Source organism: Ancylobacter oerskovii (assembly GCF_018390555.1).
GTDB classification, from domain to species: Bacteria; Pseudomonadota; Alphaproteobacteria; order Rhizobiales; family Xanthobacteraceae; genus Ancylobacter; species Ancylobacter oerskovii.
Window position 1 is genome coordinate 80,104 of sequence record NZ_JAHBGB010000033.1, and the last position, 19,267, is coordinate 99,370.

Consider the following 19,267-nt stretch of genomic DNA (forward strand, 5'->3'; position numbering starts at 1 on the left):
ACGTCATGGCCGGGCTTGTCCCGGCCATCCACGTCTTCCGGGAGCACCGCGCTCGATGTCGTGGATCCCCGGGTTGAGCCCGGGGATGACGGGCGTGAAGCGTGGGGCTGCATCGCAAGCCCGTTCATGCCGCGCTCCGTCTGTTCAAACCGCGCGTCGCCGGAGTGGGGCACATGAAACCGGCGCACCGCCGCGACGTCATGGACGGGCTTGTCCCGGCCAGTCCCGTCTTCCGGGAGCGCCGCGCTCGACGTCGTGGATCCCCGGGTCAAGCCCGGGGATGACGGACGTGGAGCGTGGGGCTGCATCGCAAGCCCGTTCATGCCGCGCTCCGTCTGTTCAAACCGCGCGTCGCCGGAGTAGGGCACATGAAACCTGCACACCGCCGCGACGTCATGGCCGAGCTTGTCCCGGCTATCCACGTCTTCCAGGAGCACCGCGCTCGACGCGTGGATCCCCGGGTCAAGCCCGGGGATGACGGGCGTGGAGCGTGGGGCTGCATCGCAAGCCCGTTCATGCCGCGCTCCCCTGGTCGGGCCGCTCGCTGCCGGCATGGGTCATCACCGTGTAGAAAACCCAGCACAGCGCAAGCACGATGAGGTTGTAGACCAGCGACATCGCCGCCGCCTTGCCGAGGTCGAACTGGCCCAGCGCAAGCTTCACGAGATCGATGGACAGGAAGGTGGTGGCGTTGCCGGGCCCGCCGCCGGTAAGCACGAAGGGCTCGGTGTAGATCATGAAGCTGTCCATGAAGCGCAGCAGCACCGCGATCAGCAGCACCCGCTTCATCTTCGGCAGCTGGATGGTGGTGAACACCGCCCAGCGCGAGGCGCCGTCGATGCGCGCCGCCTGGTAATAGGCGTCGGGGATCGACTTGAGGCCGGCATAGCAGAGCAGCGCGACGAGGCTGGTCCAGTGCCAGACATCCATCACCACGATGGTGATCCACGCCGACAGCGTGTCGCCGGTGTAGTTGTAGTCGATGCCGAGCGCGTTCAGCCCATAGCCGAGCAGGCCGATATCGGCGCGGGCGAATACCTGCCAGATGGTGCCGACCACGTTCCACGGAATCAGCAGCGGCAGCGCCATGATGACCAGCGTCGCCGCCACCCGCCAGCCCTCGCGCGGCATGGACAGCGCGACGAGGATGCCGAGCGGCACCTCGATGGCGAGGATGATCGCCGAAAACAGCAGGTTGCGCCACAGCGCGTCGAAGAAGCGGCCGCCGAGCTCGGTGGAGGGATCGAGCAGTTCCTGGAACCAGCCGAGGCCGTTCCAGAAGAACTGGTTGTTGCCGAAGGTGTCCTGAACCGAATAGTTCACCACCGTCATGATCGGCAGGATCGCCGAGAAGGCGACGATGGCGAAGACCGGGGCGACCAGCCACCAGGCGCGGTTGTTGACGGGCTTGTCCATCAGCAGGGTCCCCGGACGCTACTCCCTCTCCCCGTCGGGGAGAGGGATGGGGTGAGGGGGAAGGCGGCGGCGAGGTTCAGCACGGGCGATCGGCCGTGCGCCCCCTCACCCGGATGGCTGCGCCATCCGACCTCTCCGCTGAAGTCGGATGTATCCGACTTCAGCCCTTGCCGATGCCCAATGCGGCTATAGCCGCATTGGGTGCGGGGAGAGGTGAAGGAAAGCGGGAGAGAGAGGCAAAACATCATCCCACGCCTCCCTCGCCGGCAACCAGCACGCCGCCGGCATAGATGTGGATCTGCCGCGTCTCCAGGTTCAGCCCGGCGGTGTCGCCGTCGAGCGCCAGCCCCTCCGGCACCAGGGCGGCGGCGGGATGGCCGGCGATCTCGACGCGGGCGATGCGGGCACGGCCGATATCGTCGATGCGCTTCACCTTCACCGGCAGGCCGGTGCCGGCACGGGCGAGCGTGGCGAATTCCGGCCGCACCCCGAGCTCGATCCTCTCGCCTGCCGGCAGCGCCGGATAGGCGCGGGCGAGCGCCACCGCGACATTGCCGATATGGGCGAGGCGCCCCTCCACTCGCGCGGGCAGCACGTTCATGCCCGGCGAGCCGATGAAGTGGCCGACGAACGTGTGCGCCGGCCGCTCGAACAGCTCCTCCGGCGTGCCGGTCTGCACCACCGCGCCGTCATGCATCACCACCACCGTGTCGGCGAAGGTCAGCGCCTCGGTCTGGTCGTGGGTGACGTAGATCATGGTGAGGTCGAGCGCGCGGTGCAGCTCCTTCAGCGTCGAGCGCAGCTGCCATTTCAGATGCGGGTCGATGACGGTCAGCGGCTCGTCGAACAGGATGGCGGCGACATCCGCCCGCACCAGGCCGCGCCCCAGCGAGATCTTCTGCTTGGCATCGGCGGTGAGGTTCGAGGCCTTGCGGTCGAGCACCCGCGTCATGTCGAGCCGGGAGGCGATCTCCTCCACCCGCTTGGCGATCGTCTCGCGCGGCAGATGCCGGTTCTTCAGCGGGAAGGCGAGGTTCTCCCGCACCGTCATGGTGTCGTAGACCACCGGGAACTGGAACACCTGCGCGATGTTGCGCGCCTCGGTGGGCAGGTTGGTCACATCCTTGCCGTCGAACAGGATGCGCCCCCGGGTCGGGGTGACGAGGCCGGAGATGATGTTGAGCAGCGTGGTCTTGCCGCAGCCCGAGGGGCCGAGCAGCGCATAGGCGCCGCCCTGCCGCCAGACATGGTTGATCTCCTTCAGCGCATAATCCTGCGGACCCTGCGGATCGGGCCGGTAGGCATGGGCGAGATGATCGAGTGTGATGCTGGCCATCGCGCCCTCCCTCAGGCCGCCGCGTCGAGCGCGGTGCCGGTACTGGCCCCGCCGGCGTCGAACAACAGGATGTGGCGCGGGTCGATCACCACCTCGACCGCCGCTTCCGGCTCCAGCCGCCGCACGCCGGGCACCAGCGCGGTCAGCCTCTCCTTGCCCATGTCCATGTGCAGGAAGCTCTCCGAGCCGGTCACCTCGGTGACGGCGACGCTGGCGGCGAGGCGGATGAGGCCGCCATCCGGGCGCGACGCCTCGCCATGGATGCGGTCCTCCACCGCGAGATGGTGCGCCCTGACGCCGACGGTGTAGGCGCCGTCCGCCACCCCGGCGAAGGCGCCGGTAGCGGCCACCGTGGTGCCGTTCGCCAGTTGCACCGTGCCGCCGGACTTGGTGACGCGCAGCGTGTTGAGCGGCGGATCGGAGAACACCTTCGCGGTGGCGAGGTCCGCCGGACGACGATAGACGGCGGCGGTGGGGCCGAACTGGGTGACGGCGCCTTCCATCAGCGTCGCGGTGCTGCCGCCGAGCAGCAGCGCCTCGGTCGGCTCGGTGGTCGCATAGACGAACACGGCGCCGGTGGAGGCGAAGATGCGCGGCAGTTCCTCACGCAGTTCCTCGCGCAGCTTGTAGTCGAGATTGGCGAGCGGCTCGTCGAGCAGCACCAGATCGGCCTGCTTCACCAGCGCCCGCGCGATGGCGGTGCGCTGCTGCTGGCCGCCGGACAAGGCGAGCGGCGTGCGCTGGAGATAGGGCTCCAGCTTCAGCAGCCTGGCGGCGGAGGCGACGCGGGCGTCGATCTCCGCCTTCGGCAGACCCTGCACGCGCAAGGGCGAGGCGATATTCTCGTAGACGCTCAGCGCCGGGTAGTTGATGAATTGCTGGTAGACCATCGCCACCGAGCGCTTCTTTACCGACAGGCCGGTGACGTCCTGCCCGTTGGCGATCACCCGGCCGGAAGTCGGCGCATCCAGCCCGGCCATCAGCCGCATCAGGCTGGTCTTGCCCGCCAGCGTCGCCCCGAGCAGCACGTTGAGGCTGCCGCGCTCCAGCGTGAGCGAGACGTCCCGGATGTGCACCGCGCCCTTCACCTCGCGGCGGACGTTCTGCAGCTCCAGCGTCATTGCGCCGCCCTCCGGGTTACCGGCCGCTGCGCCTCGGCCATGAAGGCATCGAGCGCGGCGGCCTCGCCGGCGCTCAGCCGCAGGCCGAGCTTGGAGCGGCGCCACAGCACGTCGTCGGCCGAGCGCGCCCATTCCTCGCGCATCAGGTAGCGGACCTCCGCCTCGGTGAGATCGGCGCCGAACACCCGGCCGAGATCGGCGCGGCTGCGCAGCCCGTCGAGCAGCCGCAGGGCGCGGGTGCCGTAGGCCACCACCAGCCGGCGGGCCAGCGCGTCGTCGATCCAGGGATGGGCGCGCTTGAGCTGCGCCACCACCCGTGGCTGGTCCTTCACGCCGAAATCGCCGCCCGGCAGCGGTGCGCCGCGGGTCCAGCCCGGCTTGGCCAGGGTGGCGAGATGCGGGGCGAGCTTCTCCATCGCGTGCTCGGCGAGGCGGCGATAGGTGGTGATCTTGCCGCCGAACACCGAGAGCAGCGGCGGCAGATTCGCCCGGTCGCCCTCGCGGTCCTCCAGCTCCAGCACGTAATCGCGGGTGGCTTCCTGCGCCTTGGAGGCGCCGTCGTCATAGAGCGGTCGCACGCCGGAATAGGTCCACACCACCTGCTCGGGCGTCACCGGCGCCTTGAAATACTCGCTGGCGGCGGCGCAGAGATAGGCGATCTCCTCCTCGCTCGCCTTCACCGCATGCGGCGCGCCCTTGTAGTCGCGGTCGGTGGTGCCGATCAGCGTGAAGTCGTGCTCGTAGGGGATGGCGAAGATGATGCGGCCGTCGGCGTTCTGGAAGATATAGGCGCGGTCGTGGTCATAGAGCTTCTTCACCACGATGTGGCTGCCCTGCACGAGGCGGACATTGGCCGGCGAGTTCACCCGCACCACCTTGGCCAGCACCTCGTGCACCCAGGGGCCGGCGGCGTTCACCAGCACGCGGGCGCGGATGGTCTCGCGGGCGCCGTCCTCCTCCACCTCGATGCGCCAGTGGTCGCCGGCGCGCTCGGCGGAGACCACCCGGCAGCGCGGGCGGATATCGGCGCCGCGCTCGGCGGCATCGAGCGCGTTCAGCACCACGAGGCGGGAATCCTCGACCCAGCAATCGGAATATTCGAAGCCGCGCGTATAGCCGGCGCGCAGCGGCTTGCCGGTCTCGTCGCGGGTGAGGTCGAGCGTCCGCGTCGCCGGCAGCAGCTTGCGGCCGCCGAGATGGTCGTAGAGGAACAGGCCGAGGCGCAGGAGCCAGGCGGGGCGCAGGCCGTCGTGATGCGGCAGCACGAAACGCAGCGGGCGGATGATGTGCGGCGCCATCGCCCACAGCACCTCGCGCTCCATCAGCGCCTCGCGCACCAGCCGGAACTCGTAATGCTCGAGATAGCGCAGCCCGCCATGGATCAGCTTGGTGGAGGCGGAAGAGGTGGCGCCGGCAAAATCGCCCTGCTCGAACAGCACCACGGAGGCACCGCGCCCGGCGGCATCGCGGGCGATGCCGCAGCCGTTCACGCCGCCGCCGATGACGGCGAGGTCGTAGATCGAATCGAGTGCGCGCGTGGTCACTCACAGCCTCCCGATGAACCGCCCCGACGTGGAGGCGATTTCGTTATTATCTTCGTATTGACGCTATATGAAACCGAAATCGCGCGCAACTCGGCCAAAAACGAAAGATTCTAACTTTCGATACGGTGCAATGCAATAAAATCGCACCACTTTGCCGTTTCCGTGCCTGAGATCTGGCGAGGTTGGGTCGTGCTGCAGCGCGTCGTGCCTGCCGGAACGGCAGGGTCAAATGACGAGCACGCGGTCCGGCAATTCGTTGACGGGCTCGCCGGTTGCCGGCAGATGCGCGCCCAGCAACCGCCCTGCGACGTCGATGCCAGCGGCCAGACCCGCCGCCAGCCGGCCTTCCCGCGCACCTTCCAGCACCGCCGCGCAGACGCCGCCCCAGGCCTCGACGCCGACCCGGGCATGGATCGCCTCGTCGGCCACCACCTCGACGATGCGGTCGGCCGGCGCCACCAGGATCAGCACCCCGGTGCGCCCGCGGGTGCCGTGCATGCCGAGCGCGAGGAAATGGTCGAGCGCGGCGGCGCGCGCCGCCTCCTCCACCGCCGCGCGCGGCACCAGCCGGCGCCCGAGCGGGGTCGCCAGCGTCAGCAGGCCGGCCAGCGCGAAGCTCGCGGCCTGCGCCGCCAGCAGCACCGGCGTGTCCAGCGTGGTGAAAAAGGCCAGCGGCCAGGGCAGCACCAGCGCCAGCAGCGCCGCCCACATCAGGGAATGGAACGACGGGTGCACCAGCGGATGCGTGACCACGATGAGCCGGATCTCGCCGCGGGTGCCGGCCTCGGCGTGGCGGACCGCCTCGGCGAGCGCCGCATGCTCGTCGGCCGTGAGGGGGGCGTCAGCCTGCCTGTCCATCACCAGCTCCCCGAGGCGCCGCCGCCACCCGATGATCCGCCGCCGCCAGAGAAGCCGCCGCCGCCCGACGATCCCCCGCCCGACCAGCCGCCGCGCGAGGACCCGCGCGACCATTCCCAGCCGGAAATCCCGCCCGGCAGCACCACGCCGCCGTGCCGGCGGGCATATTGGCGTCGCCGCGCCTGCTGGTAGAGCAGGAAGATCCAGAACGCGACCATGGCGGCGAAGATGAGCAACGGCACCAGATCGTCCACCGTCATCGCCGGCTCGGCCGCGCGCCTGGCCCGCGCCTCCGCCTCGGCGGGATCGAGATTGAGGATCTCGATCACCGCCTCGGTGCCCTTCTCGATACCGTCGGGAAAATCGCCGGCGCGGAAGGCCGGCAGGATGGCGGTCTGGATGATGGTGGAGGCCACGGCGTCGGGCAGCACCCCTTCGAGCCCGTAGCCGACCTCGATGCGCACCCGCCGCTCGGCGGGCGCCACCATGAGCAGCACGCCATTGTCCTTGTCGGCCTGGCCGAGCTTCCACGCGCGGAACAGCCGGTTGGCGTAATCCTCCACCGAGGTGCCCTGCAGCGAGGGCACGGTGGCGACCACGAACTGGTCGCTGGTCTTCGCCTCCTGCGCGGCGAGCCTGGCCTCCAGCGCCGCGCGCATCTGCGGCGACAGGATGCCGGCGGCATCCACCACCCGCCCGGAAAGCGGCGGGAAGGAGAGCTCGGCCCGCGCCGCGACGGCGGCAAGCATGACGGCCGCGAGCGCGACCAAGGCGAGGACGGGGAGGAAGGCGGCTCGGCGCAGCATGGCGGCCGGTCCCGTATGCGCGTGATCAGTTGAACTTCACCTGCGGCACCTTCATCTGCTCCTCGGAGATGGTGAAGGTCTGCATCGGCTGGTTGCCGCGATAGAGCGTCGAGGCCCAGAGCACGCCGGGGAAGGTCCGCAGCTCGGTGTTATAGACCCGGACCGCCTCGATATAATCGCGCCGCGCCACGGCGATGCGGTTTTCCGTGCCCTCGATCTGCGCCTGCAGGGCGAGGAAGTTCTGGTTCGACTTGAGGTCGGGATAGGCTTCCGACACCGCGATCAGCCGGCCGAGCGCGCCGGAAAGCTGCGCCTGGGCGTTCTGGAATTTCTGGAAGGCCTCGGGATCGGTGACGGTGGACGCGTCGACCTTGATCGAGGTGGCGTTGGCGCGCGCTTCCGTCACCTGCGTCAGCACGTCCTTTTCCTGCTGGGCGTAGCCCTTCACCGTCTCCACGAGGTTGGGGATCAGCTCGGCGCGGCGCTGGTACTGGTTCAGCACGTCGCTCCAGGCGGCCTTGGCCTTCTCCTCATTGGTCGGGATGTTGTTCACCCCGCAGCCGGCGAGGCCGAACGCGAGCGCGAGAAGCGCGAACGGCAACAGCAGCCGGCGGCGGGCGACGGCGAGGATCATCGGCATGGAACAGCCCCCTGCAACGCGCGGCATGATACCGCCCCGGTCATTATAGGGCAGACGGCCGGTCCCTCCAGTCTCGAAGAGGGAGTTTCGCCGCGTGCCGCTGCGTTTCCGACAAGCGTGGATGAAACCGGGAACCCACGCGACAAGCCGTGCGGCGGCGTGCAAAGTCGCGGCGATACCGCGAGGTTGACCGTGTCCGCTTCCTTCGCCGCCCGGAGATCCATGCTCGTCCTTCTGCTCGCGACGCTCGTGCTGGCGATGCCGCTCGCGGCGCTGGCGGTCTGGTTCCAGACGACCGGCCTCGTCCGCGTCGTCGCGCTGGCGGCACTGGCCGCCGCCGTGCTGGCCACGCTCACCCTCGTCCTGCGCGGCCAGCCGGGCGCCGGCTGGCTGGTCGCCCTCGCCACCATCGGCCTGGTGGCCGCCTGGTGGGCCACCATCCGGCCGTCCAACGAGCGCATCTGGGCGGCGGACGTCGCCCATGGCGTCACCGCGACGATCGCCGGCGACGACGTCACGCTGCACCATGTGCGCAATTTCGACTGGCATTCGGAAGACGAGGCGACCGAGCGCTGGGAGGACCGGCGCTACCGGCTCGACCAGATCACCGGCGTCGACCTGTTCTCCTCGGTCTGGAGCAACCCGGCCATCGCCCACACGCTGATCGGCTTCAGCTTCGCCGACGGGCAGCGCGTGGTGTTCTCCGCCGAGATCCGCCGCGAGAAGGGCGAGGCCTTCTCCGAGATCGGCGGCTTCTTCAAGCAGTTCGAGCTGGTGCTGATCGCCGCCGACGAGCGCGACATCATCCGCCTGCGCACCAATGAGCGGCGCGAGAGCGTCTCGCTGTTCCCGCTGGAGCTGACGCCGGAACAGCGACGGGCGCTGTTCCTGTCCTTCGCCGGGCTCGGCAACGAGCTGGCGCGCGCGCCGCGCTTCTACCAGACCGTCACCACCAATTGCACGACCGTCATCTTCCGGCTCGCCCGCCTCATCGAGCCGGGCGTCGCCTTCGACTGGCGCATCCTGCTGTCCGGCTACCTGCCCGGCTATCTCTACGAGCAGGAGCTGATCGCGACCGATGCGCCGCTCGCCGAGGTGGAGCGCCGGGCGGCGATCACGCCGCTCGGGCAGGCGGCCGGCGACGCGCCCGACTATTCCGAGCGCATCCGCCGCCGCTGACGACGGCCTACATCGCCTGGGTGTGGGCGCCGCCGGGCCGGGAAATGCCGCCCAGCGCGTCGCCGGCGATCGCCTCGCGGCCGGCCAGGGCGATGTCGCCCAGCGACAGGATGCCGACCAGCCGCTTGCCGCGATCCACTACCGGCAGGCGCCGCAGCTGCTGCTCGGCCATGTTGCGGCCGATCTCGTCGAGCTCCTGGTCCTCGAAGCAGTATTTCACCTCGCTGCTCATGATCTCGCGCACCGGCGTCGTCGGCCCCTTGCCGAAGGCGACGCCGCGCACGGCGATGTCGCGGTCGCTGATCATGCCGACCAGCCGGTTGTCGTCGCCCACCGGCAGGATGCCGGCATCGAGCAGCGCCATGGCCCGCGCCGCCTGCTCCAGCGTCTCGTCGGGGGCGACCACCTGCACTTCGCGGGTCATCACATCGCTTACCTTCATCAGTGTCCTCCTGTCAGCTTCAGGCGGCCGGCTCAGCCGGCGCGCTTCTCGGCATTGCGCTTGCGGGTGGCGGCGGCCTTGCGCGCCGCCGCGGAACGATCGGCCTTGGGACGCTCGGCGGCGGCACGGCCGCCGATCTTGCCGCCGCGGTGCGAGGCGGGATGGTCGGTCTGCTTGCCGCGGCCGGAACCGGACTTCTTGCCGCCGCCATCGTCCTTGTTCACCGTCGCCCAGGCACGGCGCTCCGCCTCCTCATGCGAGACGCCGCGTTCCTCGTAGCCTTCCTCGATATGCTCGGCCTTGCGCTTCTGCTTGTCGGTGTAGGCCGACTTGTCGCCACGGGGCATGGCCTTCTCCTCCTGCATCCGGCCCCCCGCCCCGCCTAGCCAACGACAAGCGGCCGGAAGCGTTCCCCCCGTCCGGCGTTTCGGGCTTGACAGAAGCGCGCCGCCGGCATGCCTTGCGCGGGACATCAGAAAGGTACCGCCCATGACCGTGCTCGCCCGGCTCGCCGACTTTCCCCTCATCGCCATCCTGCGCGGGGTGACGCCCGACGAGGCGGTCGCCATTGGCGGGGCGCTGGTGGAGGCCGGCTTCCGCATCATCGAGGTGCCGCTGAATTCGCCGCAGCCGATGAAGAGCATCGAGGCGCTGGCCCGGGCGTTTCCCGATGCGCTGATCGGCGCCGGCACCGTGCTCGACCCCGCCGACGCCGACCGGGTGAAGGAAGCCGGCGGCGAGCTGGTGCTGATGCCGCACAGCGATCCCGCCGTGATCGCCCGCGCCAAGACGCTGGGCATGAGCTGCGTGCCGGGGGTGACGACGCCGACCGAGGCCTTCGCGGCGCTGAAGGCCGGCGCCGACGCGCTGAAGATGTTCCCGGCCGAGATGCTGCCGCCGCCGGTGGTGAAGGCGTGGCGCGCGGTCATCCCGGCTTCCACCGTGCTGATGCCGGTGGGCGGAGTGACGCCGGAGCGGCTGAAGCCCTATTGGGACGCCGGCGCGCGCGGCTTCGGCCTCGGCTCGGCGCTCTACGCGCCGGGGCTGGCGGCGGCCGAGGTGGCACGAAACGCGCAAGGCTTCCTCGCCGCCGTGGCCGGGCTCAAGGCCGCCTGACCGTCTCCTACCGAGGAACACGCCTTGCCCGACCTGAACGCCGTCGTCGCCGAGATCGCCGAGGAGATGCGCCAGCGCACCGACCGCGGCGAGGTGGCGACCTATATTCCCGAGCTCGCCGGCGTCGATGCCGGCCAGTTCGGCATCGCGGTGATCGATGCCGACGGCGCGGTGACGGCCGGCGGCGACGCCGACGTGCCCTTCTCCATCCAGAGCGTGTCGAAGGTGTTCACGCTGACCCTGGCCCTCGGCAAGATCGGCGACCGGCTGTGGCGCCATGTCGGGCGCGAGCCGTCCGGCAGCGCCTTCAATTCCATCGTGCAGCTGGAATATGAGCAGGGCATACCGCGCAACCCGTTCATCAATGCCGGCGCCATCGCGGTGACCGACCAGATCCTCGCCGGCCACGAGCCGCGCGAGGCGCTGGGCGAGATCCTGCGCTTCATGCATTTCATCGCCGACGACCCGTCGATCACCATCGACGAGAAGGTGGCGGCCTCCGAACGGCGCACCGGCTTCCGCAACGTGGCGCTCGCCAACTACATGAAGTCGTTCGGCGTGCTGCAGAACCCGGTCGACTACACGCTCGGCGTCTATTTCCACCATTGCTCCATCGCCATGAGCTGCCGCCAGCTCGCCATGGCCGGGCGTTTCCTCGCCTGGCGCGGCAAGAACCCGACCACCGGCCATTCGGTGGTGAGCCCGGAACGGGCGCGGCGCATCAACGCCATCATGCTCACCTGCGGCCATTATGACGGCTCGGGAGAGTTCGCCTATCGCGTCGGCCTGCCGGGCAAGAGCGGGGTGGGCGGCGGCATCCTCGCCATCGCGCCGGGGATCGCCTCGATCGCCGTGTGGGCGCCCGGCCTCGATTCGGTCGGCAACTCGCATCTCGGCCGCATCGCGCTGGAGAGGCTGACCAAGCGCATGGGCTGGTCGATCTTCGGCGACTAACCGGCGGGCGCTCAGGCCGGCAGCGGCGCCGCGGCCAGCAGCCGCTTCAGCTCCGGCACGCAGGAGCCGCAATTGGTGCCCGCCTTCAGCACCGCGCCGATGCGGGCGACATCCGCGCCCGGCTCGGCCTCGATCAGCGCGCGGATGGGATCCGCCGGCACGCCGAAGCAGGAACACACCAGCGCGCCGCAGCCGGAAGCGGCGCCCGCCATGCGCCCGGCCAGCACGGCCCGGCGCTCGGCGGCACCCAGCCCGCCGGCATTGAGGAGATCCTTCACCGCCGCCCAGTCCGGCGCGCTTGCCGCCGGACCGATGGAGAGCAGCGCCGCGAGCCGGCCCTCGCCGTCATAGGCGGCGGCGCGGTAGGTGCCGCCCTCGACATCGAGGAACTCCGACCGCTCGAACGGCGCGAACAGCGACGCCATCCGCGCGCGCCAGGCCAGCGGGCCGGCATCGTCGGCGATCAGCCAGCCTTCGCCGCCCTCGACGGCGACCCGCGCCCACCACAGGGCGGCCGGCGGCGACTGGCTCTCCCGCGCCAGCAGGAAGCCGCGGAACCGCGCCGCGACCTTTTCCGCCCGCACCGGCGTCGCCTTCGATTCCGGCTGGCCGGAAAAGGGATCGGTCGCACCGGCGACCAGCGCATTCACGCGCGCCCCGGCGGCATTGGCATCGGACCAGTGGATCGGGGCGAACACCTCCCCCGGCCGCGGGCCGTCGCCGATCCGCGCCTCCAGCACGGCGGCGCCCTGCGGCGAGGCGAGGCGCACCAGATCGCCCGCCGCAATGCCGAGCGCCCGCGCATCCGCGGGATGCATCTCCACGAACGGCGCCGGCAGGTGCCCGCCGAGGCGCGGCGACAGGCCGGTGCGGGTCATGGTGTGCCACTGGTCGCGGATGCGGCCGGTATTGAGGACGAGCGGGAACGCGTCATCCACGCCAGCCGCCGGCGCCGGGTCGGCCGGGACGATGAAACGGGCGCGCCGGTCCGGCGTGAAGAAGCCGCCCTCGGCGAAGAAGCGCGTCTCGCCGCCGTCGCCCGGCATCCGCACCGGCCATTGCTGCGGCGCCATGGCATCGAAGGCGGCATCGTCCAGCCCGGCGAGGCCGCCAATGTCGAAATCGCGGGTGCCGTCATTCTCGAAGGCGGAAAGCGCGGCATGCTCGCGGAAGATCTCGGCGGCGGAGCGCCAATGGAAAGCGTCCGCATGGCCGAGCCGCCGCCCCAGCTGCGCCAGCGCCCACCAGTCCGGCCTCGCCTCGCCGGGCGGATCGAGGAAGGCGCGCTGGCGGGAGATGCGACGCTCGGAATTGGTCACCGTGCCGTCCTTCTCGCCCCAGGCGAGCGCCGGGAGCAGTACATGCGGACGGCAGGCCAGCGTGTCGTTGGCCCGCACATTATCGGAGACGGCGAGGAAATCGAGCCGGGAGAGCGCCTCGCGCACCTCGTCCGCCCGCGGCAGGCTCACCGCCGGATTGGTGCCCAGCACCCACAGCGCCTTGATGCGCCCCTCGCCCACCGCCGCCATCATGTCGACGGCCTTCAGGCCCTCCCGCGTCGCCATGTTCGGCGCGCCCCAGAAGCGGCGGACGCGATCGACCTCCTCGGGCGAGAATCCCATATGGGCGGCGAGCTGGTTGGCGAGGCCGCCGACCTCGCGCCCGCCCATGGCGTTGGGCTGGCCGGTGAGCGAGAACGGCCCCATGCCGGGCCGGCCGATGCGGCCGGTGGCGAGGTGGCAGTTGATGATGGCGCCGACCTTGTCGGTGCCCTGCGCCGACTGGTTCACCCCTTGCGAATAGCAGGTGACGCTGCGCTCGGTCGCGGCGAACAGCGCGTAGAAGCGGGCGATGTCGGCCGCGGGCACGCCGGTCCTCGCCGCCACCGTCGCGACATCGGGCGCCAGCGCCCGGGCGCCGGCCAGCGCCGCCTCGAAGCCGGAGGTGTGGGCGGCGACATATCCCTCGTCCAGCGCGCCGGCCTCGGCGAGATGCGCCAGCAGCCCGGCGAACAGCACGCTGTCCATGCCCGGCGCCACCGGCAGGAACAGGTCCGCCTCCTCGGCGCTGGCGGTGCGGCGCGGGTCGATGACCACGAGCTTCGTGCCCCGCCGTTCCCGCGCCGCCTCCAGGTGACGGAACAGGATGGGATGGCACCAGGCGGCATTGGAGCCGACCAGCACCACGAGGTCGGCCTCATCGAGATCGGCATAGACGCCCGGCACGGTATCGGAGCCGAAGGCGCGCTTGTGGCCGGCCACCGAGGAGGCCATGCACAGCCGCGAATTGGTGTCGACATTGGCGGTGCCGAGGAAGCCCTTGGCGAGCTTGTTAGCCGCGTAATAATCTTCGGTCAGCAATTGGCCGGAGAGGTAGAGCGCCACCGAATCCGGCCCATGCGCCTCGATGGTCCGCCGGAAGGCATCGGCGATAGCGCCGAGCGCCGCATCCCAGCTGGCCGGCACCAGCTCGCCATCAAGGCGCAGCATCGGTTCGAGCAGCCGGGTCGACAGGCCCAGCGTCTCGCCCAGCGCCGAGCCCTTGGAGCATAGCCGGCCGCGATTGGCCGGATGCGCGGGATCCCCCGCAATGCCGGCGCCGCCGGTGCCGTCCGGGCGCGCCAGCACGCCGCAACCGACCCCGCAATAGGGGCAGGTCGTCTTCACCGGCGCTGGCGTCGCCGGCAGCGCTGCGGCATCGGCGAGGGGATGCGGCACCGGCGCGTTCATCAGTAGACGTCCGCCTGGTAGCGGCCGGCCTTCTTCAGCGCCGCGACATAGGCGAGCGCCGCGTCGGTGGATTTGCCGCCATGCGCGGCGATGACGTCGACCAGCGCATGCTCGACATCCCGCGCCATGCGCTTGGCGTCGCCGCAGATGTAGAAATGCGCGCCCTCCTCCAGCCAGCGATAGAGCTCCTCGCCGACCTGCCGCATGCGGTCCTGCACATAGACCTTCTCCGACCCGTCGCGCGACCAGGCCAGCGTCAGGCGGGACAGGTGGCCATTGGCCTTCATGCCGGCGAGCTCGTCCTCGTAGAAGAAGTCGCAGTCGCTGCGCTGGTGGCCGAAGAACAGCCAGTTGCGGCCGGGCGCCTTCACCGCCATGCGCTCCCACAGGAAGGCGCGGAACGGCGCGATGCCGGTGCCGGGCCCGACCATGATCACCGGCACCGCCGGATCGGCCGGCAGGGCGAAGCCGTGCGCCTTCTGCACATAGGCGCGGAAGCTGCCGCCCTCCGGCACCCGCGCGGCGAGGAAGGTCGAGCCGACGCCGAGCCGCGTGCGGGCGCCGACCCGGTAGCGCACCGCGTCGACGGTGAGCGACAGCTTGCCCGGCGTCGCCGCGGGGCTGGAGGAGATCGAGTAGAGGCGCGGCTGCAAGGGCTCCAGCGCCTCCGCCAGCACCTCCGGCGCGAGGCGCGGGCGGCCGAACTTCTCCAGCGCGGCCAGCACGTCGAGCGAGGCGGCATCGCCGTCCGGGTCCTCGCCGGCGGCGAGCGCGCGGGCCTTGCGGCGCATCTCGCCGCCCGAATGATAGGTGAGCAGCTGGAACAGCCCGTCCGGCGCGGCGCCGAGCGAGACCGCTTCGCCGAGCACGTCGCGGGCGAGCCTGTCGCCGATCATCTCCTCGCAGCTGGCACCGATGGCCTCGAGCACGGCGTCGACCAAGGCGGGATCGTTGGTCGGGAAGATGCCGAAGCTGTCGCCGACCGTGTAGTCGAGGCCGGCCGCCGCGAGGTCGAACTCCACATGCCAGGTCTCCTTCTCCGAGGCGCCCTTGTTGAGCCGCCGGCGGGAGAGGAAGGTGACGGAAGCCGGGTTGTCGCGCGAGGAGCCGGGCGCGCCCACCGGAGCCGCGGGCACCGTCTCGGCCGGAGCCGCGGCCGGCGCCTCGCCCAGCTCGGCGGCGAGGCTCTTCAGCATGCGCATTGTCTCCTTGCCGCCGGGAGCGCAGAGATTGAGCTTAGTCTCCTTGCCCGAGGCGAGCGCGGCGCCGTAGCTCTCGCAGAGATAGCCGCACTGGCCGCAATCCTGCTGCGCCATCGCCGCCATCATGCGGCGGGGCAGCGGACGGCCCTCGGCGAGCTTCATGCGTTCGTCGAGCGGCATGGAGGCGTCGTGCCAGGGAGCGCCGTCATCCGCTTCAGTGGCGGGCGCCGGGGCGGCACCCTCGGCCGGCGACGCGGGCGCCCCGCTCGCCAGCCCCTGCGGCGACAGCACTGCCGCGAAGAAGCCGTTCAGCCAGGCGCGCTGCTCTTCGCTGAACGGCGCGGTTTCCGGGAAGAAGGCGATGACCGGCGGCACCGGCACCGGCGGCGCCGAGCCGGCCGTGGAAAGCGGGGTGGCGGCGTTCATCAGCGCGTCTCCTCCTCGACCAGCGCCCTGAGGGCGTCCGGCTCATGGCGGCGGGTGAAGCGGGCGAGCGTCTCGGCGGCATCGGCGCGGTGGGCGAGCCAGGCGCGCAACAGGCTTTCCACCACCACCGGCGCCTCGGTCGCCTTCACGTCGCGATAGAGCTCGCGGGCGATGGCGGCGTCGGAGCCGAAGCCGCCGCCGACCACGAGATGGAAGCCATCCACCGTGTCGCCGTCCTCGTTCACCGGCACGCGGGCGCCGACGAGGCCGATATCGCCGATATAATGCTGGGCGCAGCTGTGCGGGCAGCCGGTGACGTGGATGTTGACCGGCAGATCGAGAGTGACCCGCTCCTCGCAATGGCGGGCGATCGCTTCCGCCGCGCCCTTGGTGTCGGCATTGGCGAAGCGGCAGCCGATCGAGCCGGTGCAGGCGACGAGGCCGGCGCGGATATTGGTCGCGCGGGTGGAGAGGCCGAGCACCTCGACGGCGGCCTCGACCAGCGCCACCTTGTCGTCCGGCACGCCGGACAGGATCAGGTTCTGCCAGACGGTGAGACGGATCTCGCCATCGCCGAGGTCGCGGGCGAGCCGGGCGAGACCGTGCATTTGCGGGGCGGTCATCTTGCCCGTCGGCAGCACCACGCCGACCCAGTTGAGGCCGGCCTGCTTCTGCTTGTGCACGCCGATATGGGCGAGCCGGTCCGGCTCGGGACGCGCAGCCACGGCGATCGCGGGCACGCGCGGCAGGCTCCAGCCGAGCTTCTCCTCGGTCAGCGCCAGGAACTTCTCGAAGCCGAAGGCGTCGAGCACGTATTTCAGCCGCGCCTTCTTGCGGTCGGTGCGGTCGCCATGGTCGATGAACACCCGCACCATGGCGTCGGCGACGTCGCTGGCCTGATCCGGCTTCACCACCACGCCGGTGTCGCGGGCGAAGTCCATATGGCCGGTGATGCCGCCGAGCACGACGCGGAACCATACGCCCGGCGCGATGCCGTGGCCGTCAGCCACCTCCACCGCCTGAAAGCCGATATCGTTGGTGTCCTCCAGCGCGCCGATGCGCCCGCCGCCGTCGAAGGCGACGTTGAACTTGCGCGGCAGGCCGTAGAGCGAGCGGTCGGCGAGGATGTGGTAGTGCCAGTCGAGCGCATAGGGGCGGGTGTCGACCAGCTCCTGCGGGTCGATGCCGGCGGTCGGGCCGCCGGTGACGTTGCGGATGTTGTCCGCCCCCGAGCCGCGCGCGGTCAGGCCGAGGCCGATCAGCCCCTCCAGCAGCGCCGGCCCGTCGCTGGCCGGGATCTCGCGGATCTGCAGATTGGCGCGGGTGGTGATGTGCGAATAGCCGCCGCCATGCCTTTCCGCGAGGTCGGCGACGCCGGCGAACTGCCAGTATTTCAGGATGCCGTTGGGGATGCGCAGCCGGCACATATAGCTGTCCTGCGTCGGCGCGACATAGAACAGGCCGTGGAACTTCCAGCGGAACACGTCGACGCCCTTGGGGAAGGCCCCCTCGCGCGCGTGCTGCTTCATGCGGCCATAGCTGTCGAGGCCGAATTCCTCGCGCTTGGCCTTCTCCTCATTGGCGAGCTTGCGGCCCTCGGCCTCGAAGCGGGCCATGGCGCGATGCGCGGCGGCGTCCGGCCCGGTCGGCTCGGCAGCCGCAGGCTTCGCGGCGGCGGGCGCGGCACCGGCGCCGGCGGCGCGGGTCGCGGCGAGGCCGGCGACGAAGCCTTCCAGATAGCGTTTCTGTTCGGGAGCGAAATCGGTGCCCATCACGCGGCCTCCGGCAGGGAATCGAGGAAGGCGTCCGGCGCCAGATAGGCCCGCCCGAAGGCGAGCGCGGCGCGGGTGGCGCCGATGTCGCGGCCGGACCGCATCAGGTCGAGATAGAACAGCCCGTCGGCGGTATCCCCGAACAGCACCGCGCCGACGAGACGGGTCGCGTCGCCATCCCTGCGCAGCACCAGCCGCCGGTAGAGGCCGAGGCCGGGATCGGCGAGCACCATTTCCTGCGTGCCCTCGGCACCGAGAAAATCGCCGGCCGAAAACACATGCACGCCGGACACCTTGAGATTGGTGGCGAGCACGCTGCCGGCATAGGCGGCGCCCTTGCCCGCGAGGCGGCGGGCCAGCACCCGCGCCTGCTCATAGGCCGGCTCGACGAGGCCGTAGACCTGGCCGCGATGCTCGGCACATTCGCCGATGGCGAAGATGTCGGGCGCGTCGGTGGCGAGATGATCGTCGATCAGGATGCCGCGGCCGCAGCCGATGCCGGCGGCGCGGGCGAGCTCGGCATTGGGCCGCACGCCGCAGGCGACGACCACGAGGTCGGCCGGCAGCAGCCGCCCGTCGGCAAGGCGCAGCCCCTCGACCCGCCCGTCGCCCTCGATCGCCAGCGTCGCGGCCTCGAGATGCACGGCGATGCCGCGCGCTTCCACCGCCTGGCGCAGCAGAGCGGCGGCCGGCGCATCGAGCTGGCGCTCCATCAGCCGGTCGGCAAGATGGATGATGGCGGTCTGCGCCCCGGCGCCGGCAAGGCCGGTGGCGGCCTCCAGCCCGAGCAGCCCGCCGCCGATGACGACGGCGCGGGTGCCCGGGCGGGCTGCCGCGAGCAGAGCCTCGACATCCGCCATGTCGCGGAAGGTCATGACGCCGGGCAATTCCATGCCCGGCAGCGGCAGGCGGATGGCGCTGGAGCCGGTGGCCAGCACCAGCTTGCCATAGGGCAGCACCGATCCATCGGCGAGGCGCACCTGCCGCGCCGCGGTGTCGATGGCGGCGACCGGCGTGCCGAGCTTCAGCTCGATGCCGCGCGACGCCCACCAGCCGGCGTCCTTCAGCACCAGATCGTCGGCACCCACCTCGCCGGCCAGCAGGGAGGAGAGCAGCACCCGGTTATAGGCGAGGTGCGGCTCGGCGCCGATCACGGTGAGGGCGAAGCGGTCCGGCGCCTGCGCGGCAAGCTCCTCGCAGAACTTCGCCGCCGCCATGCCGTTGCCGACAATCACCACCTGTTCGCAAAGCGGGCTCGTGCTCATGATGCGGCCACCCCGACGCCGCGGCCGAACGGGGCTTCCGCCGCCGGCGCCGCTTCCAGCGCCTCGATCATCACCCCGGACAGCAGCCCATAGGCCTCGGTCCAGGCTTCGCGGACCGGCGGGGTGAAATCCGCGCCGAGGCCCTGTTCCAGCGTCCAGAGCAGCGCCGCGCCGACCGGCGCGAAATGCGCGGCGGTCACGCCCATGCCGGCATGGCCGGCGCCGAGCCGCTGCACCGCCGGCAGCAGCGCCGGCAGATCATGCATGCCGTTCACCACCACGCCGAGCGTGGTCATCAGCTTGCGGCCCTGCTCGGCCATGTCGCCCGTGAACAGCGGGCGCACCTCGGGGGCGATCTCGAACAGCCGGCCATAGAACAGCGCGGCGGCCGCTTCCGAGATCGGGCGCACCTTGGCGAAGCTGTCGCGCAGCAGCGCGATGCGATCGGGGGTCATGCTCGC

The 19,267-nt window shown here is 70.8% G+C and carries 17 protein-coding genes; 3 read left to right on the forward strand and 14 right to left on the reverse strand.

Going from position 1 to position 19,267, the window contains the following annotated elements; genetic code table 11:
* Positions 1-513: 513 nt before the first annotated feature.
* From KHC19_RS14945 to KHC19_RS14975, 7 genes are all read right to left on the reverse strand, one after another.
* A complete protein-coding gene (locus KHC19_RS14945) occupies positions 514-1,416 on the reverse strand; it encodes a carbohydrate ABC transporter permease (protein ID WP_213353176.1) in 903 nt (300 codons plus the stop codon).
* Positions 1,417-1,660: 244 nt separating this feature from the next.
* Entirely contained in the window at positions 1,661-2,752 is a 1,092-nt protein-coding gene (locus tag KHC19_RS14950) for an ABC transporter ATP-binding protein (RefSeq protein WP_213353177.1), read from the reverse strand.
* A gap of 11 nt (positions 2,753-2,763) precedes the next feature.
* Positions 2,764-3,873, reverse strand: coding sequence for an ABC transporter ATP-binding protein (locus tag KHC19_RS14955; protein WP_213353178.1), 1,110 nt, complete (start codon positions 3,871-3,873; stop codon positions 2,764-2,766).
* The gene (gene glpD, locus KHC19_RS14960) at positions 3,870-5,417 is read right to left on the reverse strand and encodes a glycerol-3-phosphate dehydrogenase (RefSeq protein ID WP_213353179.1); all 1,548 of its coding nucleotides are present in this window, start codon (positions 5,415-5,417) and stop codon (positions 3,870-3,872) included. Before glpD ends, KHC19_RS14955 begins: the two co-directional genes overlap by 4 nt.
* Before the next feature lie 225 nt (positions 5,418-5,642).
* A complete protein-coding gene (locus KHC19_RS14965; RefSeq protein ID WP_213353180.1) occupies positions 5,643-6,275 on the reverse strand; it encodes a TPM domain-containing protein in 633 nt (210 codons plus the stop codon).
* Positions 6,275-7,081 carry a TPM domain-containing protein gene (locus tag KHC19_RS14970; protein WP_213353181.1) on the reverse strand — a complete coding sequence of 269 codons (807 nt, stop codon included), beginning with the start codon at positions 7,079-7,081 and terminating at the stop codon, positions 6,275-6,277. The genes KHC19_RS14965 and KHC19_RS14970 overlap by 1 nt, the downstream gene beginning before the upstream one ends.
* A 25-nt stretch (positions 7,082-7,106) precedes the next feature.
* A complete protein-coding gene (locus KHC19_RS14975) occupies positions 7,107-7,721 on the reverse strand; it encodes a LemA family protein (RefSeq protein WP_378295890.1) in 615 nt (204 codons plus the stop codon).
* A gap of 222 nt (positions 7,722-7,943) precedes the next feature.
* Between KHC19_RS14975 and KHC19_RS14980 the strand changes: the two genes are divergently transcribed.
* Complete coding sequence (locus KHC19_RS14980) at positions 7,944-8,900, forward strand: Lnb N-terminal periplasmic domain-containing protein (RefSeq protein WP_213353182.1); 957 nt, start codon at positions 7,944-7,946, stop codon at positions 8,898-8,900.
* 7 nt (positions 8,901-8,907) lie between these two features.
* Here KHC19_RS14980 and KHC19_RS14985 read toward each other — a convergent pair whose 3' ends face one another.
* Positions 8,908-9,342 (reverse strand): CBS domain-containing protein, encoded by a 435-nt coding sequence (locus KHC19_RS14985; RefSeq protein WP_213353183.1) that lies wholly within the window; start codon positions 9,340-9,342, stop codon positions 8,908-8,910.
* A 32-nt stretch (positions 9,343-9,374) separates the two neighbouring features.
* Entirely contained in the window at positions 9,375-9,689 is a 315-nt protein-coding gene (locus tag KHC19_RS14990; RefSeq protein ID WP_213353184.1) for a plasmid stabilization protein, read from the reverse strand.
* A 142-nt stretch (positions 9,690-9,831) separates the two neighbouring features.
* On the opposite strand from KHC19_RS14990, the gene KHC19_RS14995 reads away from it, so the two are divergent.
* Both KHC19_RS14995 and KHC19_RS15000 read left to right on the forward strand, forming a co-directional pair.
* Entirely contained in the window at positions 9,832-10,458 is a 627-nt protein-coding gene (locus KHC19_RS14995; RefSeq protein WP_213353185.1) for a 2-dehydro-3-deoxy-6-phosphogalactonate aldolase, read from the forward strand.
* A gap of 24 nt (positions 10,459-10,482) precedes the next feature.
* Positions 10,483-11,412: a glutaminase gene (locus KHC19_RS15000; protein ID WP_213353186.1), complete on the forward strand. Its 930-nt coding sequence runs from the start codon at positions 10,483-10,485 to the stop codon at positions 11,410-11,412.
* Between the two features lie 11 nt (positions 11,413-11,423).
* Here the strand turns inward: KHC19_RS15000 and KHC19_RS15005 are convergent, their stop codons facing one another.
* From KHC19_RS15005 to KHC19_RS15025, 5 genes are read right to left on the reverse strand one after another with little or no spacing between them, the layout of a single operon-like run.
* A complete protein-coding gene (locus KHC19_RS15005; RefSeq protein WP_213353187.1) occupies positions 11,424-14,141 on the reverse strand; it encodes a nitrate reductase in 2,718 nt (905 codons plus the stop codon).
* Entirely contained in the window at positions 14,141-15,769 is a 1,629-nt protein-coding gene (locus KHC19_RS15010) for a sulfite reductase subunit alpha (protein ID WP_213353188.1), read from the reverse strand. Before KHC19_RS15010 ends, KHC19_RS15005 begins: the two co-directional genes overlap by 1 nt.
* Complete coding sequence (locus KHC19_RS15015; RefSeq protein ID WP_213353189.1) at positions 15,769-17,541, reverse strand: NirA family protein; 1,773 nt, start codon at positions 17,539-17,541, stop codon at positions 15,769-15,771. The genes KHC19_RS15010 and KHC19_RS15015 overlap by 1 nt, the downstream gene beginning before the upstream one ends.
* Positions 17,541-18,806: an NAD(P)/FAD-dependent oxidoreductase gene (locus KHC19_RS15020; protein WP_213353190.1), complete on the reverse strand. Its 1,266-nt coding sequence runs from the start codon at positions 18,804-18,806 to the stop codon at positions 17,541-17,543. Before KHC19_RS15020 ends, KHC19_RS15015 begins: the two co-directional genes overlap by 1 nt.
* Positions 18,803-19,261, reverse strand: a complete 459-nt coding sequence (locus tag KHC19_RS15025) for a globin family protein (RefSeq protein WP_213353191.1) — start codon at positions 19,259-19,261, stop codon at positions 18,803-18,805. Before KHC19_RS15025 ends, KHC19_RS15020 begins: the two co-directional genes overlap by 4 nt.
* Between the last annotated feature and the right edge of the window lie 6 nt (positions 19,262-19,267).

What these genes read in the sequence shown, in the direction of transcription:
- KHC19_RS14970 (WP_213353181.1), bottom strand. Translation starts at nt 7,081, where the DNA reads ATGCTGCGCCGAGCCGCCTTCCTCCCCGTCCTCGCCTTGGTCGCGCTC.
- KHC19_RS14955 (WP_213353178.1), bottom strand. Translation starts at nt 3,873, where the DNA reads ATGACGCTGGAGCTGCAGAACGTCCGCCGCGAGGTGAAGGGCGCGGTG.
- KHC19_RS14975 (WP_378295890.1), bottom strand. Translation starts at nt 7,721, where the DNA reads ATGCCGATGATCCTCGCCGTCGCCCGCCGCCGGCTGCTGTTGCCGTTC.
- KHC19_RS15010 (WP_213353188.1), bottom strand. Translation starts at nt 15,769, where the DNA reads ATGAACGCCGCCACCCCGCTTTCCACGGCCGGCTCGGCGCCGCCGGTG.
- KHC19_RS14965 (WP_213353180.1), bottom strand. Translation starts at nt 6,275, where the DNA reads ATGGACAGGCAGGCTGACGCCCCCCTCACGGCCGACGAGCATGCGGCG.
- KHC19_RS14945 (WP_213353176.1), bottom strand. Translation starts at nt 1,416, where the DNA reads ATGGACAAGCCCGTCAACAACCGCGCCTGGTGGCTGGTCGCCCCGGTC.
- KHC19_RS14990 (WP_213353184.1), bottom strand. Translation starts at nt 9,689, where the DNA reads ATGCCCCGTGGCGACAAGTCGGCCTACACCGACAAGCAGAAGCGCAAG.
- KHC19_RS14985 (WP_213353183.1), bottom strand. Translation starts at nt 9,342, where the DNA reads ATGAAGGTAAGCGATGTGATGACCCGCGAAGTGCAGGTGGTCGCCCCC.
- KHC19_RS15015 (WP_213353189.1), bottom strand. Translation starts at nt 17,541, where the DNA reads ATGGGCACCGATTTCGCTCCCGAACAGAAACGCTATCTGGAAGGCTTC.
- KHC19_RS15020 (WP_213353190.1), bottom strand. Translation starts at nt 18,806, where the DNA reads ATGAGCACGAGCCCGCTTTGCGAACAGGTGGTGATTGTCGGCAACGGC.
- KHC19_RS14980 (WP_213353182.1), top strand. Translation starts at nt 7,944, where the DNA reads ATGCTCGTCCTTCTGCTCGCGACGCTCGTGCTGGCGATGCCGCTCGCG.
- KHC19_RS15025 (WP_213353191.1), bottom strand. Translation starts at nt 19,261, where the DNA reads ATGACCCCCGATCGCATCGCGCTGCTGCGCGACAGCTTCGCCAAGGTG.
- KHC19_RS14950 (WP_213353177.1), bottom strand. Translation starts at nt 2,752, where the DNA reads ATGGCCAGCATCACACTCGATCATCTCGCCCATGCCTACCGGCCCGAT.
- KHC19_RS15005 (WP_213353187.1), bottom strand. Translation starts at nt 14,141, where the DNA reads ATGAACGCGCCGGTGCCGCATCCCCTCGCCGATGCCGCAGCGCTGCCG.
- KHC19_RS14995 (WP_213353185.1), top strand. Translation starts at nt 9,832, where the DNA reads ATGACCGTGCTCGCCCGGCTCGCCGACTTTCCCCTCATCGCCATCCTG.